This window comes from Parabacteroides sp. HGS0025, assembly GCF_000969845.1.
Taxonomy (GTDB): Bacteria; Bacteroidota; Bacteroidia; order Bacteroidales; family Tannerellaceae; genus Parabacteroides; species Parabacteroides gordonii.
In genome coordinates this window covers 4,129,348-4,146,377 of sequence record NZ_KQ033902.1, presented here as the reverse complement: position 1 = coordinate 4,146,377, position 17,030 = coordinate 4,129,348, and the positions used below count along the sequence as shown (strand labels likewise).

The 17,030-nt window shown below is 49.2% G+C and carries 11 protein-coding genes; 10 read left to right on the top strand and 1 reads right to left on the bottom strand.

The window, feature by feature from the left end:
- The first annotated feature begins 4 nt into the window (after positions 1-4).
- From HMPREF1212_RS16095 to HMPREF1212_RS16070, 6 genes are all read left to right on the top strand, one after another.
- On the top strand, positions 5-283 hold the full coding sequence (locus HMPREF1212_RS16095; protein ID WP_046150022.1) for an HU family DNA-binding protein: 279 nt from the start codon (positions 5-7) through the stop codon (positions 281-283).
- The gene (locus HMPREF1212_RS16090) at positions 280-2,889 is read left to right on the top strand and encodes a leucine-rich repeat protein (protein WP_046150021.1); all 2,610 of its coding nucleotides are present in this window, start codon (positions 280-282) and stop codon (positions 2,887-2,889) included. Before HMPREF1212_RS16095 ends, HMPREF1212_RS16090 begins: the two co-directional genes overlap by 4 nt.
- Before the next feature lie 80 nt (positions 2,890-2,969).
- Complete coding sequence (locus HMPREF1212_RS16085) at positions 2,970-4,154, top strand: OmpA family protein (protein WP_046150020.1); 1,185 nt, start codon at positions 2,970-2,972, stop codon at positions 4,152-4,154.
- 40 nt (positions 4,155-4,194) lie between these two features.
- Positions 4,195-4,491, top strand: a complete 297-nt coding sequence (locus tag HMPREF1212_RS16080) for an HU family DNA-binding protein (protein WP_046150019.1) — start codon at positions 4,195-4,197, stop codon at positions 4,489-4,491.
- A 4-nt stretch (positions 4,492-4,495) separates the two neighbouring features.
- Entirely contained in the window at positions 4,496-5,266 is a 771-nt protein-coding gene (locus HMPREF1212_RS16075; protein ID WP_046150018.1) for a hypothetical protein, read from the top strand.
- 34 nt (positions 5,267-5,300) lie between these two features.
- Positions 5,301-6,407 carry a DUF3575 domain-containing protein gene (locus tag HMPREF1212_RS16070; protein WP_046150017.1) on the top strand — a complete coding sequence of 369 codons (1,107 nt, stop codon included), beginning with the start codon at positions 5,301-5,303 and terminating at the stop codon, positions 6,405-6,407.
- A gap of 12 nt (positions 6,408-6,419) precedes the next feature.
- Here the strand turns inward: HMPREF1212_RS16070 and HMPREF1212_RS16065 are convergent, their stop codons facing one another.
- Positions 6,420-8,012 (bottom strand): DUF6377 domain-containing protein, encoded by a 1,593-nt coding sequence (locus tag HMPREF1212_RS16065; RefSeq protein WP_046150442.1) that lies wholly within the window; start codon positions 8,010-8,012, stop codon positions 6,420-6,422.
- 206 nt (positions 8,013-8,218) lie between these two features.
- Here HMPREF1212_RS16065 and HMPREF1212_RS16060 point away from each other — a divergent pair, with 206 nt between their 5' ends.
- From HMPREF1212_RS16060 to HMPREF1212_RS16045, 4 genes are read left to right on the top strand one after another with little or no spacing between them, the layout of a single operon-like run.
- On the top strand, positions 8,219-10,075 hold the full coding sequence (locus HMPREF1212_RS16060; RefSeq protein ID WP_046150016.1) for a glycoside hydrolase family 13 protein: 1,857 nt from the start codon (positions 8,219-8,221) through the stop codon (positions 10,073-10,075).
- Between the two features lie 16 nt (positions 10,076-10,091).
- Positions 10,092-12,302 (top strand): glycoside hydrolase family 97 protein, encoded by a 2,211-nt coding sequence (locus tag HMPREF1212_RS16055; protein ID WP_046150015.1) that lies wholly within the window; start codon positions 10,092-10,094, stop codon positions 12,300-12,302.
- Between the two features lie 57 nt (positions 12,303-12,359).
- Positions 12,360-15,377 (top strand): SusC/RagA family TonB-linked outer membrane protein, encoded by a 3,018-nt coding sequence (locus HMPREF1212_RS16050; RefSeq protein WP_046150014.1) that lies wholly within the window; start codon positions 12,360-12,362, stop codon positions 15,375-15,377.
- A gap of 12 nt (positions 15,378-15,389) precedes the next feature.
- Positions 15,390-17,021 carry a RagB/SusD family nutrient uptake outer membrane protein gene (locus HMPREF1212_RS16045; protein ID WP_046150013.1) on the top strand — a complete coding sequence of 544 codons (1,632 nt, stop codon included), beginning with the start codon at positions 15,390-15,392 and terminating at the stop codon, positions 17,019-17,021.
- Positions 17,022-17,030 lie beyond the last annotated feature (9 nt).

The window sequence follows — 17,030 nt, the reverse complement described above, 5'->3', positions numbered from 1 at the left end:
AGTTATGAACAAGACGGAATTTATTAGTGAGCTGGCAAAGCGTACCGACCGGCCGGTAACTGAAATGTACAAACTCGTAAATGATTTTTTAACACTCACCACCGAAGTCCTGGAACGTGAAGAAGATATTTTATTTGTTGGTTTCGGCCGCTTATCTCCCCGTAAACAAAATGCACGCCTGGTACGTAACCCTAAGACCGGTGCCCCGGCTATGTTCTACGGGCGCACAACGGTTAGCTTTAAACCCGGTAAGGACCTTCTCAAAACGATCAATCGGAAATGAAACATATAAAACGACTAATAACGATCCTCCTGACCGCCTTGTCGCTGGCAGGGTGCCAGGAGGAATTACCTCACTCGGCACGCATTGAAGCGGGAAAGGAAAACCTGTCGTTTGCACAGGTCACCGGAGCGCAGACGGTAAAGGTTACGACAAGCCATGCCTGGACCGCTGTTTCGTCGGGTTCCTGGCTGACTGTCTCGCCGGATAACGGCGGAGCAGGCACCTACGAACTGACATTGACGGCGGCAGCCAATACGTCGACGGTGGCACGCACAGCCCAAGTAGATGTACAGGTTGGCCATAAAATCAGTACGATCAAAGTGTCGCAGGCACAGCAGGATGTACTGGGACTGGACCGCAACTCGGCTGTCGTGGCCTGGCCGGCAGGCTCTGTGGAGTTCACCCTTGCCACCAACATGGCGGACTATGAAGTCGTAAGCGATGCCGCATGGCTGAAACTTTCCGCCACGAAGGCGGTGAAGGAAGAGACGCTGCTGCTGGCCTACGATGAGAATCCGACCTATGATGCACGTACCGCGACGGTGACCGTCAGCAGCGGCACGCTCTCCTCAAAAGTAACGGTTACCCAGGGGGGACGCGGAGCCTTGTATTTCGTGATTAGTCGCGACACGGTGGGAGCCGCCGATACACAGTACGAACTCTCCTTGATGAAGAATACGGCATCGAACGGGTTGCGTCTGCTCGACAAAGCCCCGTGGATCACCATGCCACCCCGTAGCAAGGCGGTGCCGACGGAAGAACGTATCCGGTTGACGCTTCAACCGAACACAAAGACGGAGCCGCGCAAGGCACGCCTGGTAATAAACGATTCAAGTACAGGTGCCCTGTTGACCGATACCTTTACACTGGTACAGCGGGGACGGGAGAATGTACTTCTGCCCGAAATAAAGTCGTACGAAGCGGCGGTAGCAGGCGAGACATTCGATATTCCGGTGGTAGCCAGCGGCCCTTTTGAAGTGGAGTTGCCGAAAGACGCTCCCTGGTTGACCGGGTCGACCGGTGTACAACTGGGTGGTACCTTGCGGTTCAAGGTCGAAGAGAACACCCGGCCGGAAGCGCGTACGGCTGTGATCGTCCTGCGCTTGCAGAGCGACATACCTGTCGAAGCGACCATTACCGTTACGCAGGCGGCAGCCAAAGTAACGGACACGGAGCTTATTCCCCGCCTGTATAACCTGCTGGAAGGAAGTGTGGTTATAGAAACCGTACCGGTGAATCTGGGTGCTTTCCGGGCAACGATAGACTATGATGCCGGAGAGCCTTCAAATTGGGTACACGATATTTATTCCAGTGGCGGAAAACTTCATTTCCGGGTGGATGACAATAGTGCAACCGGCAAGCGTAGCGCCGTGATCCACCTGACACCTGAAGATAAGGAGCCGGTGGAGATCCGGATCAACCAGAGTGGTACCGAAGGAGCCTATATCGAACTGAACAGGCCGGGAACACTGGCTTCGTTCATCGATTTCTCAAAGATGGATAGGTATAAGTCTATCCGTTTGGTCTCGCAGAACGGGATCAATGCGGATGATATCAATACGTTGCGCAATAAGGCGCTGGCAGTCGAGGAGATAAACCTGGCCGGCGTCGCTATGGTGAATCTGCCGGAGAGTGCGTTTGAAGGAAACCGTACATTGCAGAAGATCACATTACCCGAAGGACTGTTGTCGGTAGGAAATGCGGCCTTTGCAGGTAGCCGTTTGAAGATGCTCGAATACTCGGGGCCACGGGTGTTGCAGGTTATCGGCGACCGGGCTTTCGAAGGATGTTCCGGGTTGAAGATGGATGGTGTTTTTATCTCCAGCCTGCAATCGATCGGTGAGCGTGCCTTTGCCGGTGCATTCACCGAGAGCGAATCGAACGATTTGGATCTGGTAGGGGCTTCCGGCCTGCGAACGATTGGTAAGGATGCTTTCCGGGCATGTAATACATTGACAAAACTAACATTACCGATGAATTTGTCGCAGATAGGAGAAGGGGCTTTTAGCGAATGTTATAATCTGGCGGGTACACTTGATTTACCGGAGTCGCTGACAACGATCGGTGCGGAGGCTTTCTATAATTGCAAAAACCTGACGGGAATGCTGGTGCTGCCGGTTTCCCTGAGAGAGTTGGGCGATCGTGCCTTTATGAGGTGTGCGGCGCTGGGGGGACTGGACTTGTCGAACTGCCGTTTGACGGAAATCGGTGCGGAGGTGTTCAAAGAGAGCCTGTCGAGTTTGTCGACCGCCGCTGATAAGTTGGAGCTTCCTTCGGGTATGACGTTTATTGCTGCCAGCGCCTTTGAAGATACGGGCTTTAGGGAAGTCGAATTGCCAGCGACGCTGGCGAAAATCGGTCGGAGGGCCTTCTATAATTGCCGGCAACTGTCGACAGTAACTTGTCTCCGTAGGGCACCGGTACCGGCACTGGATCCCGACTATCCTGCGGAAACGTTCGGCGGGGTGGAGATCAATACAAGTCGGCGCACCTTGAAGGTTCCTTCTCAATCATTGGAAGCCTACAGGATAGACCCGTCATGGATGAAAGCGACACCAACAACCGGCGGAAGTTTCGTGTGGACGATCGCGGGAATTGACAATTAGGCTTCGCGATCGAAGTTGTCAAGAACAGAAACACTCACTGTCAACATAAGAATAAACAGATAAAGATTTATTATAATAAAATGAACAAACAACGACTATTACAAGGATGCCTGGGTCTGGGCCTTGCACTGACATCCTGTGCCGGACAGCGGCAACTGACGATGACGGTGGAGGATATAATCCCCGGTCAGGCCATTACCCCTCTCGAACAGGAACCGGCGAAGGCTAGTCAACCATCCGACCCAGACATACGGAACCTCCAAATTCCGCAGCTGAGGGTCGATGCCGCTTCGGTTTACCGCGAAATGCTGGTTTATACCGACCCGGAAGAAGGGAGTGCACCCCAAAATATCACCGAGCATCTGACGGCTTTTATCGATTATCCGGCAGGCAGTATCACACTAACCCCCCAATACGGGAATAACCGTGCCGAACTGGAAATATTGGGAGATCACCTTCGCCCGCTGCTGGCTTCCCCGAAAGGGCTACATATCAAGCTGACGGGCTATGCTTCGCCGGATGGCAGCACGAAAGAGAACGAACGACTGGCGGGTAACCGTACGATCCAGTTTAAGAACTATCTGCTGAAACAGTATAAACTCCCCAACAATGGCACGGTGTCGGTAGACTGGGCCGGAGAAGACTGGGAAGGGCTGCGTCGCGAAGTGGCCGCGTCAGACAAAGCGTATGCACCCCAGGTACTCGCTATTCTGGACGGAACGGCCAATGCCGACAGCCGCCGCAAACAATTGCGTGGCCTGGCGAAAGGTGCAGTTTACAAAGATTTGGAGAAAACCTTCTTCGCCCGCCTGCGCCGCATCGAGTTAACCGTAACGGGTGAAACACCTGCAGTAAACGCAGTCGGACAAGGTTCTGTCGAATTGGACGAACTGGCCGCCCGCCTGTACACAGCTCCTAAAACCTTGTCGCAGGAAGAATTTCTCCAGATCGCTGCGGTATACCGTCCGGGCACGGAGCAATACCGGGAAGTATACGAGTTGATGGCCTACCGTTTTCCCGATTGCCGGGTGGCACAACTGAATGCGATGGCGGCGGCATTGTCGTTGGGAGATAAAGAGTCGGCCCGTATTTTCGGTCAGCGATGCGCAGAAGATCCCCGTTCGTATATCAATCAGGGTGTTTTGCTGCTGATGGATGGCGATGTGAACAGCGCCTGCGATTATTTCCGGAAAGCTATGCCCGAAAACCCGCGCCAGGCAAGGAAGAATCTAGCGGTGGCACAGGAACTGATGGGACAGCGTTGACCGGAGGTTTTATGAATAAACATATATAAATGAATAGACTATGAATAAGAAAGAACTCTCTCACGCCATACGGAAGGCGCGGGGTTGCACAATGGTGGAAGCGAAAGGGTTGCTGAATATGTTTATGGAGGTATTCACGGAACAACTGGTAAACGACAACTCCATCAACCTGCAAGGTTTCGGAATCTTGGAACCCTGGCATCAGACTCCTCGCCGTGCACGCAACCCGCATACCGGCAAAGCGGTCACGATCCAGGCCCGTACCAGTGTCAAATTCCGACCCGGGAAGCTTTTGTTGGAAGCTCTCAATAAAAAGATTAACAACAAAATAGCCTGAACAGATGGGGGACGAAGATAATAATCTGGATATCATCCGGAAAGTAAACAAGGAACTGAGTGAAATCCGGAAAGAGCGACAGATAATAAGGCGCTGGGGTATTATATTGCTGTTTGCCAGCCTGTTGTTGCTGATCGGAATCCTGTGTATGTGGGAGATGGAAATAACAGGGTCTGCACGGGAAGAAACCGCCTTCGAGTACCCCATGCCTGCTATGCCCACCGAAGAGGATAGCAGCATCTGGATAACCGATAAGATATCGGACGATGTGAGTAACACGGATAACGCGGACAACACAGATGAGGCGGATAATATATATGCAGACACGGCTGCCGACAGTGCGGATTACAGTGCGGACAACACGGAGGAATGGCCATTGCAAACGGAATCTCCTTCACCATCCGCCCCTGTCGTTGTTAGCCCGGTAATCACTCGTCCGGTCACCATCCACCCGACCGCTGCAAGGACAGTCAAAAAAGTCGTGCAGCCTCGTCGTAAAAAGACTGCGACAGTCATTCCGGCCTCAATCATTACACGTCCGGGGATGACCCTACGCTCGCTGGCACGGCTTTATTATGGCAGAGAAGTGTTTTGGGTCTATATCTACGACCGGAATAGAAGGGTACTGTCGTCGCTCGATACGTCATCATCCGATGCTCTTCCCTCGGGTATCGAGCTGGAACTACCCCGCCCGGCCGACTACGGGATAGATGCCACCGAACCCATATCATTGCAGCGAGCTTGCAATCTGGCGAAAAGCCTGTCGAAACAATGAAAAGAAACAACAATCAATCAAATAACATACGGAAATGAAACAACGTACACGATTCTCCGGACTGCTGGCCATACTCTGTTTGTTGGCCTTCACAGCTGCCGGACAGAGCTACACCATCCATTTTATCAAAGGAACGGAACGTATCAATCACCAACGGCTGCAAACGGCCAATAACCTGGAAGAGCTGATCACGCTGCTGTCGGACTGCCGCCACCAACTGGCAACAGGCGAATATACCGTTTCACTGACGGCGCTTCAGAGTGTCTCAAAACGCTACGACCCTGCCGCCCGCGAGTTGGCGATGAGACAGGCCACCTTTTTGCAGGAATATCTGACGGGAAGCTGCTGCCTGGACGACCCCGACCTGTTTGAACTCGATGTCGATGCCCGTACCGACCTGGATAACCGCGTGATTGTTGAAGTAAAGAAACATCCGGTCGTAACGAAGCGGCAGTCGGTTGTTTCAAGTTCTTCCGAAGAAGATATAGAGCCGTCCGGCAAGCAGAAGGCTACAGCAGGGCAACCCCGAACGAAGAAGGTGAAAACTGTGGCTGAACCGGCGCCGAAGTCTGTCTCAAAATCTGTACCAGCCAACCATTTCCTTTTGGGGACTGTCGGGCTGGGGATAAAGACGAATGCATTGTTGTTTGCCGGTTTGTTGCCCGACGGGTCGATGTATTCGCCGGTTGCGAATGTGGCAGCGGAGGTGTACTTTATGGATCGTTTCTCGGCGCAGGTGTCGTTTGCCTATGCAATGCCTTACAATAAAGGGGATCAGTATAATCTATTCAGCATGACCTGTCTGGAGGTAGAACCGCGCTGGTGGTTGTGGGGCGACAGCCGTTTCCGTGGACTGTATGCCGGCGTGTACGGGCAGTACGGGAGTTTCAATGTACGTATAAAGGAGGAGCTGGAGGATAACAGTACCGGTTTGTTCTATGGCGCCGGGATCTCCGTGGGCTGGCTTCAACCGGTTTGGAAGGGTTTCTATGTCGAAGCCGGGCTACAGGCAGGCTATCGTAACGATGCCGTCGATGTCTACGAATTAATCCCCGGCAGCGGTACCAAGAAACTGGCAACCTATTCCCTTAACAGCTTTACCCTGCAGGGAATGAATTTGTCACTGGGCTATCGGTTTTAAATTACTTCAAACTTAAAGCAAAGCAACCAGATCTTCAAACTTCTCTTTGTCGAGCGCTTTGCTTCTCACTTTGCTGCGGTACGAATAAACGGTAGCCAGCGAATAACCCAGGAAATGGGCGATATTGCTGCTGTCGTTGATTCCCAGGCGGATCAGGGCGAAGATGCGGAGTTCCGTAGATAATATCTCTCCTGATTTTGGGCATAACTTTCCTTCCTCAGTCATCAGGTCGTTAAACGATTTGATGAAATGGGGGAATAGCTTCAGGAACGATTTATCGAACTCATTGTAGAAATTCTTCCGTTCATCGCGTATGAATTGTTCGGACTTGATTGTTTTGAATAAGTCATCCAGTTTGGAAGCCATAGCCAGTTTCGCTAAAGAACGGCGGTATGTATCCAGTTTATCCAGATAGATGACACATTGGTTCAGGTAAAGGGCAATGTACTCTTCCTTTATTTTGCTGGCCTGGCTCAACTCTTTATTGATCTCCTGTAATTGCTCATTGGAGGCACTGACTGCTTTTCGCATGAGGGAAAGTTTCTTCATCTGACGGTACAGGTAGATGATCGTTACCAATAATAAGAAAGATAAAAAGCTCACACTGCTCAGTAACGTGCGCGATATCTGTTTCTCTTTCTCGATTTTCAGTTTATACACTTTATCCACGATCGGGAAAAACTCTGTTACTTCTACCGAACGGAGACGGGCATTACAGGCAACGGCATCTTCCATTGAGCAACTCAGGTATTTGTAGGCCCGTTCGATATCTCCCTTTTCAAACATCAGCAACGCCAGTTTTTGCAGGGATATATATTCACGTTTGGCGGCTTTCAGGTCGGCTATGGCTGTTTGTGCCAGGTAATAGATTTGTTTTTCGGTGTCGCCTTTCTGGGCATAGGCCTGCGACAGGTTATATAACAGATAGACCATTGACTCCTGGTTGTCCAAACCTTCCATTTCTTTATTGATCAGTTCGATTGCCTTATCCGGTTGTCCCTCTACGATCATTTTATCAGCCAGTACCACACTGTGGTCGAGTTGGTTGGTGGTGAGGGATAAGATGGAGTCGCGGTAGGCATTCGTTTTCTCGATATACTTGTGTCGCTCGTCGGTACGGGTGTAGTCTGCTATCCAACCGTAGTAAGTACGGCAGGTATAATAGTAGTAAAGCAGGGTCTGGTTGTCCAGTTGATCCCGGCGTACCTGTTCCAGTTGGGCGGCCACCTCATTGTAAAGTCCCATGATTCCCAGTACTTCGGCTCTTGCGATCCATAAGTCATTCTCGTACTGTGGATTTTGGAGGGATGGAAGGAGTGCTTTCCTTTTTTCCAGATAATGCAGTGCCGAGTCGGCCTGGTAATGTAGGTAGATTCCGTACAGGGAACTGTACAGGTGGTATTTTTTTTCCGGCGAAGGAGTGGCATGTGCCAGTTTCCGGATACTGTCTATCTCGTGTTCCCGCTGTTTGTGAAAGTCGGCTTTCATAGCGATAGTACGATCCAGCTCTTTGAGCAGGGATTTGATCGTCGGCTTATCGCCGGATGCATGTGCCGGCAATATCGACAAAAGGAGTAGAAAAAGAGAATATATCGTGTTTTTCATGTTGTTGATTTGATTCATCTAGCGCAAAGGTAGTGAAATACATTTGAAATACCTTTTAATGCGTTTTGATTTTTTGCCTGGTTGAAATATGTTATTATGTTGTATTACAGGTGAAAAGGAGTTTTAAGGGTTTTGATTTTTTTTCTAATGCGTTTTCCCGGTAATCCATCCCGCTACATTTGCATCGTTCACCAACAAATCATTCCATGAAAAAGATAATTGTAACCTTTGTATTATGTCTGGGCTTTTGCCTGCCTGTTTTGTCAGGCGTAAAAATACAGAAAGTGGAACCTGCTTTCTGGTGGTCGGGTATGAAGAATCCCGAACTGCAAATCCTATTATACGGTACGGATATCGCGACCGATAGCGTATCGATAACTGCTTCCGATATTCGCGTGAAAGAGATCGTGAAGCTACAAAATCCGAATTATTTACTGCTTTATCTGGATATGTCGGAAACTGCTCCGCAGCAATTCGACATTCAACTGACAAAGAACGGAGAACAAACGATCATTCCTTATCAGATAAAAGAACGCGAGAAGGACTCGTCTGCCCGGGAAGGTTTCCATGCTTCAGACGTTTTATACCTGATCATGCCCGATCGTTTCGCCAACGGTGATCCGAAGAATGATGTCGTTCCCGGAATGCGCGAGTCGAAAGTGGATCGTACGGATATGTATGCCCGCCACGGAGGTGACCTGAAAGGGATAGCCGATCATCTGGATTATTTCTCCGACCTGGGCGTTACCGCTATTTGGCTGAATCCTATCCTGAAGAACGATATGGCCGAAGGCTCCTATCACGGGTATGCCATTACGGATTATTATGAAGTCGATCCTCGCTTCGGTGATAATGAAGAGTTTCGCCAACTGGTTAGTGCTGCTCAAGATAAGGGTTTGAAGATCGTAATGGATATGATCTTTAATCACTGCGGAAGCGAACATTTCTTCTTTACCGACAAACCGTCCGACAACTGGTTTAACTTCCAGGATCATTTCGTGCAGACCGGTTACCAGACGATGCCGCAGGCCGACGTTTACCGTTCTGATTACGACAAAGTGAAAAATATAGACGGCTGGTTCACCCAGTCGATGCCCGACCTGAACCAACGTAACCAACACGTGGCTTCTTACCTGATCCAGAACAGTATCTGGTGGATTGAATATGCAGGGATCAACGGTATCCGACAAGATACGCATCCGTATGCCGATTTTGATATGATGGCACGCTGGTGCAGGGCTGTCAATGCTGAATATCCCGATTTCAATATCGTAGGAGAGACGTGGATCGGAAATAATGTAGGTGTCTCTTTCTGGCAGAAGGACAGCAAAGTGGCTTATCCCCGGAACTCTTACCTGCCTACGGTAATGGATTTCCCTTTGATGAATATCATGTCGTCGGCATTCGATGAAGAGACGAACAGTTGGGATAGGGGACTGGCACGTATTTATGATTACCTGACACAGGATATCGTGTATACCGACCCGATGAATCTGTTGGTATTCCTCGATAACCACGATACCTCCCGTTTTTATAAAGTACCGCCTACAGGCGACCTGAACCGTTACAAACAGGCTTTGGCTTTCCTGCTGACCATTCGTGGTATCCCGCAGATTTATTATGGCACCGAAATACTGATGGCTGCCGATAAAGCCGAAGGCGATGGTGTTCTGCGTCGTGACTTTCCTGGCGGATGGGCAGGTGACAAGCAAAACGCATTTACTCCGGCCTGTCGCACCCCTCAGCAGAACGAAGCCTATACATATATAAGTAAGCTACTCAACTGGCGAAAAGGCAATGATGCGATAGCTAAAGGCTCGTTTAAACATTTTATTACGCAGAACGAAGTATACGTTTACGAACGTAAGTACGGAAATCATTCCGTTGTCGTTTTCCTGAACGGTTCTGATGCCGACCGCACGGTCGATCTGGCTCCTTATCGGGAAGTGCTTCCCGCCCGACGGGCTTACGACCTGTTGAACGACCGGCAGATCGATTTGCAGACCTCTTTATCGCTGAAAGGTAAAGGCGTGTTGATCCTTGAATTCGGAAAAGTTAATTAAATCATATAATAACACCATGAGAAGTAAAGTATTAATATGGATCGCCCTGCTCGGATGCAGCACGATCAGTTATGCACAACAATTGTTGTCGCCTGACGGAAATTTGGAAATGAACTTCCGGTTGGATGAAAAGGGCGCACCGGTTTATGATCTGAGTTATAAACAAAAAGAGGTGATCAAACCCAGCCATCTGGGCTTGGAACTGAAGAAAGAAGATGCGGATGCCGCCGTCGACTTTGAGTTTAAGCAACGCAAGGATGTGGATGCACTGGATAAGAAAACGAATCTGTATGACGGTTTCCGGATAAAGGACACCCGTACTTCCAGCTTCAATGAAACCTGGCAACCGGTCTGGGGCGAGGAAAAAGAGATCCGTAATAACTACAACGAACTGGCTGTAACGCTGGAACAACCTTCCAACGACCGTTCTATCGTGGTTCGCTTCCGCCTGTTCAACGACGGACTGGGTTTCCGTTATGAATTCCCTCAACAGAAAGAGTTGAATTACTTTGTGATCAAGGAAGAAAAGTCGCAGTTCGCTATGGCAGGCGACCATAAGACATTCTGGTTGCCGGGCGATTACGATACACAGGAATACAGTACTATGACCTCTCGCCTGAGCGAGATCCGCGGTTTGATGAAAGAAGCTGTTACTCCCAACTCATCACAAACACCTTTCTCGCAGACCGGTGTACAGACTCCGTTAATGATGAAATCGGATAACGGATTATATATCAACCTGCATGAGGCCGCTTTGGTAGACTATTCCTGTATGCATCTGAATCTGGATGATAAAACGATGACGTTCGAGTCCTGGTTGACACCGGATGCAAAAGGCGATAAAGGATATATGCAGACACCTTGTCAGTCACCGTGGAGAACGGTTATCGTAAGCGATGATGCCCGTAATATCCTGGCATCCCGCATCACCTTGAACCTGAACGAACCGTGTAAGCTGGACGATGTATCCTGGATCAAGCCGACTAAATATATCGGTGTATGGTGGGATATGATTACCAACAAAGGAACATGGGCTTATACCGACGAACTGAGCAGCGTGAAACTAGGGGAAACCGATTATTCAAAAACAAAACCCAACGGCCGTCACTCTGCCAATACAACGAACGTAAAACGGTATATTGACTTTGCGGCAGCCAATGGTTTCGATGCCGTCCTGGTGGAAGGTTGGAACGAAGGTTGGGAAGACTGGTTCGGCAAGAGCAAAGATTATGTATTCGACTTTGTTACTCCCTATCCTGATTTTGACGTACAGGAAATCCATCGGTATGCAGCCAGCAAAGGTATCAAGATGATGATGCACCATGAAACATCCGCTTCCGTCCGCAATTATGAACGTCATATGGATAAAGCCTATCAGTTTATGGTAGACAATGGTTATACCAGTGTAAAGAGCGGTTACGTAGGCGATATCATTCCCCGCGGTGAACATCATTATGGACAGTGGATGTGTAACCATTATCTGTATGCCGTGAAGAAAGCTGCCGACTATAAGATCATGGTAAACGCCCACGAAGCAACACGCCCGACCGGCCTGTGCCGCACCTATCCGAACCTGATCGGTAACGAATCGGCTCGCGGAACAGAATATGAATCATTCGGCGGTAATAACGTGGATCATACAACGATTCTTCCTTTCACTCGTCTGATCGGTGGCCCGATGGATTATACGCCGGGTATCTTCGAAACACATTGCAGCGCGATGAATCCGTCGAACACTTCACAGGTTCGTTCGACACTGGCACGCCAACTGGCACTTTATGTAACGATGTATAGTCCGCTTCAGATGGCAGCCGATGTTCCCGAACATTACGAACAGTATGCCGATGCCTTCCAGTTTATTAAAGATGTCGCTCTCGATTGGGACAAATCGCTTTACCTGGAAGCAGAGCCGGGTGATTATATCACGATTGCCCGCAAAGCAAAAGGAACAGGTAACTGGTTCGTTGGCTGTACGGCCGATGAGAACGGACACGAGTCCCGCCTGTCTTTCGACTTCCTCGATCCGGGAAAGAAATATGTGGCCGTAGTTTATGCCGATGCAAAAGATGCCGACTGGAAAAATAATCCGCAGGCATATACTATAAAGAAAGGTGTGTTGACAAGCAAAAGCAAATTGAATTTGAACGCAGCCAGTGGCGGCGGCTTTGCCATCAGTATTCAGGAAGTGAGTGACCCGAAAGAATTAAAAGGGTTAAAAAATCTATAAGGTAAAAGGATTGTTTAGGTTATTAAGTAAACTTGTAAAGAACTTAAATTTAAGTACATGAAACATTTAAGGTTTAAAGCTCTGTTGATGTTGATCACAGGCTTATGTATGTCCCTTTCTGTTTTTGCCCAGCAGATAACAGTGAAAGGTGTTGTGAAAGATCCTACAGGAGAGCCGGTTATCGGGGCGAATGTTATTATAAAGGGAACGACGAACGGGACCGTTACCGATATAGACGGCCAATTCATTCTGGCTGCATCCAAAGGGGATATCCTTTCGGTTTCGTTTATCGGTTATAAGGCAATGGAACTTCCGGCTGCCGCCAACATGAATATTTTGTTGGAAGAAGACTCCCAGATGTTGGAAGACGTAGTGGTGATCGGATATGGTACGGTAAAGAAGAATGATGCCACCGGATCTGTTACAGCCATCAAACCGGATGAAAAGAACCGGGGATTGCAGGTGAGCCCGCAGGATATGTTGATGGGTAAAGTGGCTGGTGTGTCGGTTGCTTCTTCTACCGGACAGCCCGGTTCATCGTCGACGATCCGTATTCGTGGCGGTTCCTCTTTGTCTGCTAAGAATGATCCGTTAGTGGTTATCGACGGGGTGATCATGAGCAACAGTGCCCCCGATGGGTTAAGCAACCCGTTGAGTACGATCAATCCGGCTGATATCGAGTCTTTTACTGTCTTGAAGGATGCTTCGGCTACAGCTATCTACGGTTCGCGTGCATCGAATGGTGTTATCATCATCACGACGAAGAAGGGTAAGAGCGGTAGCGTGAAGATCAATTATAGCGGAAATGTATCGATCAGTACGAAACGTAACACGATCGATGTGATGAGTGGCGATGAGTTCCGCGATTATATAACGAATTCACCGAATACGACCGAAGGTATGCTGACTGCATTGAACCTGCATCCGGGTGTCAGCACAGACTGGCAGGATGAAGTGTTGCGCACGGCAGTTTCTACCGATCATAATATCAGTGCCTATGGTTCTGTAAAAGAGTTTATGCCTTACCGTGTCTCTTTCGGATATACCGACCAGAACGGTATCCTGAAAACATCCAACTTCCAGCGTTATACTGGTAGCGTTTCGTTGACTCCGACCTTCTTCAACGATCACCTGCATGTGAACCTGAACGGTAAAGGTGTATATATCAAGAACCGTTTTGCCGATACAGGCGCCTTAGGTAGTGCCGTTTCTTTCGACCCGACCAAACCGGTATATAATAACAGTAAATTCGGCGGTTTCTTCACTTGGACAGGTGATTATACACCCGATGGAACAAGATCCACTTCAGCCGGCGTCAATCCGGTATCCATGCTGGAAATGAGAGACGACCGTTCGACAGCCAAGTCATTTATCGGTAATGCACAGTTCGATTACAAACTGCATTTCCTGCCCGAACTGCGTTTCAATATGAATATGGGTATCGATTATGCCACTGTGGACGGTACGAATTATGTCGATCCGAACGCTCCCGGTTCTTACCAACCGGACGATGATGCCACCGGAAGCAACCGCATCTATGGCAGTTCGCACAACAACAAACTGTTTGACTTCTATGCACAATATGCGAAAGAATTGCCCACCCTTGCCAGCCGTTTCGATATCATGGCAGGATATTCTTACCAGAGTTACCAGAGCAAGACGGATAATGTAACTTATTATCTGTCGCGTAAGCCTGAAACATTCGGACAGAACACAACGGTAAGCAATGAGTTTAAGGAAACCGATACGAAATATGTACTTGCTTCTTTCTACGGACGTATGAATTATTCGTTGATGGATAAATACCTGTTGACATTCACCCTTCGCGACGATGCTTCTTCCCGTTTCGCCAAAGACAAACGCTGGGGGCTGTTCCCTTCACTGGCTTTGGGTTGGAAGATCAATGAAGAAGGTTTTATGAAAGATTTCAGCAAGCTGGATGAACTGAAGCTGCGTTTAGGCTGGGGTGTTACCGGACAGCAGGACATCAACCAGGGCGACTATCCGTATCTTTCTTTCTACCGTGACGGAAAAGGCGGAGCGATGTATCCTTCTTATGATGCGGCAGGAAACGTGACCTGGGTAAATGTAATGGCTCCGACAGCAGCCAACCCGAACCTGAAATGGGAAACAACGACGACTTACAACGTCGGTTTCGATTATGGCTTCCTCAACGGACGGATCACCGGTGCTATCGACGGTTATTACCGGAAGACGAAAGACCTGATCAATGCCGAGGTAAACGTTCCCGCCGGAACGGACTTTGCCGAGTATGTGGTTTCAAATATCGGCTCACTGGAAAATAAGGGCGTTGAGTTCTCTATCAATACCCGTCCGGTCGTAAGCCGTGATTTCAGCTGGGATCTGGGCTTCAATATCGCCTACAACAAGACAAAGATCACGGAACTGACCTACAACGATAACTCGGACTCTCCGGGTAAACGTTACGAGTCGACCGGTGGTGATGGCGGTTTGCGCCTGAAGATACACAGTGTCGGATATGCTCCGGGTTCTTTCTATGTGTTCGAACAGGTGTATGATGACGCCGGCAATCCGATCGAAGGAGAATATGTAGACCGCAATGGCGACGGCGTGATAACAGACAACGACCTGTACCGTTATAAGAATCCGGTGGCAGATGTCCTGATGGGCTTCAACTCGAAGTTTACTTATAAGCAATGGGATCTCGGTTTCAACGGACGTGTCAGCCTGGGTAATTACAACTTTAACGCAACGGCCGCCAATGCAGCATTGGGCGTCAACGAATTGTTCGGTAACAATGCGTTGAGCAACAAACCTGTATCAGCGTTGAAGACCGGTTTCCAGTCGCGCCAGCGTCTGTCGGACTACTTCATCCAGAATGCCTCATTCCTGAAGATCGATAATATCACATTAGGATATAATGTCGACAAGTTTATCAAGACCGGTTGGAATGCTCGCTTCTACGCCACCGTACAGAACCCGATCATTATCACTAAATATGACGGCCTGGATCCTGAGGTAAACGATGGTATGGACAACAACGTCTATCCTCGTCCACTGACTGTATTATTCGGAGTTAACATTAATTTCTAAAACGTATCGATCATGAAACTGAAAAAATATATATCGTTAGGTATTGCTTCATTCTGTTGTGTCTGGGCTACTTCCTGTCTGGGAGACCTCGATCAGGAGCCTATCCTGGATAAATCCAGCAATTCTATTCATAACGAAGCCGATTGCCAGTCGTTCCTGGCAAAGATATATTCTGGCTTCGGCCTGTCGGGTAACTCGTCCGATGCAAGTGTCGAACCTGACTTGCAGGGGGGAGACCAGGGATCGCTCGTATTCCTTCGTGGATTGCTTTCTTTACAGTTGTTCCCGACCGATGAGGCTATCTGGAACTGGGCGGACGAAGGTATCGTGGAATTATGCCAGGTCAACTGGGATTATACGTTGCCCTATGCCTATTCTTTCTACCAGCGTGCCATGCTGAACATTCGTTACTGTAAAGAGTTTCTGGATGTTTATGCCGACGACAGCAACATCCCTGATATTCAGAAATACCGCGATCAGGTACGTGGCCTGCGTGCTATGAACTATTATTACCTGATCGACCTTTACCGTAATCCGGGAGTGGTTTGGGACGACAGCCCTACGGACGACAAATCATGGAAACCGTCACAGATAGGAGCAGAGGCTCTTTTTGATAAGATCGTTGCCGAACTGGTCGATCTGTCAGAGAACGGTAACCTGGATGAAACTCCTTCTATGGCTACTTATGGCCGTGTAACGAAACCGGTTATTAATACGCTTCTTGCTAAAATGTATCTGAATGCGGAAGTGTACACCGGCACTCCGATGTACGACAAGGCAGCCGCTTATGCAAAGAAAGTGATCGATGCGGGCTTCGGTCTGGAAGATAATTACGCCAACCTGTTCTGTGGTGAGAACCATCTGACGGGTACGCATAAGAATGAGATCATCTATGCCATCCCCTTCGATAATGTGAATGCAAAGAGCTTCGGTAGCACAATCATGCTGACGGCTGCTGCTTATGGTGGCGATATGGATCAAACCTGGTTCGGGATGTCTTCTTCATGGACTTGCCTGAAGCCGACACAGCAGATGATCGAATTCTTCAGCGGAAGCCCGGATGCAGGAACCGACAGCCACGGCAGTCTCATCAAGAAAGATAAACGGTATGCCTTCTTCGACGGTGCCGGTACACGTACGCCGGAGTCGAAAATGCAGGACTGGAATACCGGTTACCTTTGCTATAAGTTCACCAATTTGGGATGGGACGGTGCAGCTGTAACGCCCACACCCGATCCGAACACTGACTTCCCGTTGTTCCGCCTGGCGGATATCTATCTGATCTATGCCGAGTGTGCAGCCCGCAATGCGGCCGGAACCAATAAGGAGCAGGCTGTTGAGTATGTCAACCTGCTTCGTGAACGTGCCAATGGCGATAAGAGTGCCAACATCACAGCATCCGACCTGTCTCTGGATTTCATCCTCGACGAACGTGCCCGCGAATTATATTGGGAAGGCCAACGCCGTTCCGACCTTGTCCGCTTCGGCAAATTCACGAAAGATTATGCCTGGGCTTATAAAGGCGGAACACTGGAAGGCGTAGCCAATGTCGATAGCCGTTTCAACATCTATCCGATCAGCGACCGCGACCTGACAGCCAATCCGAATCTGGTGCAGAACCCGGGTTACGAATCATTGAAGTAATAACATCTA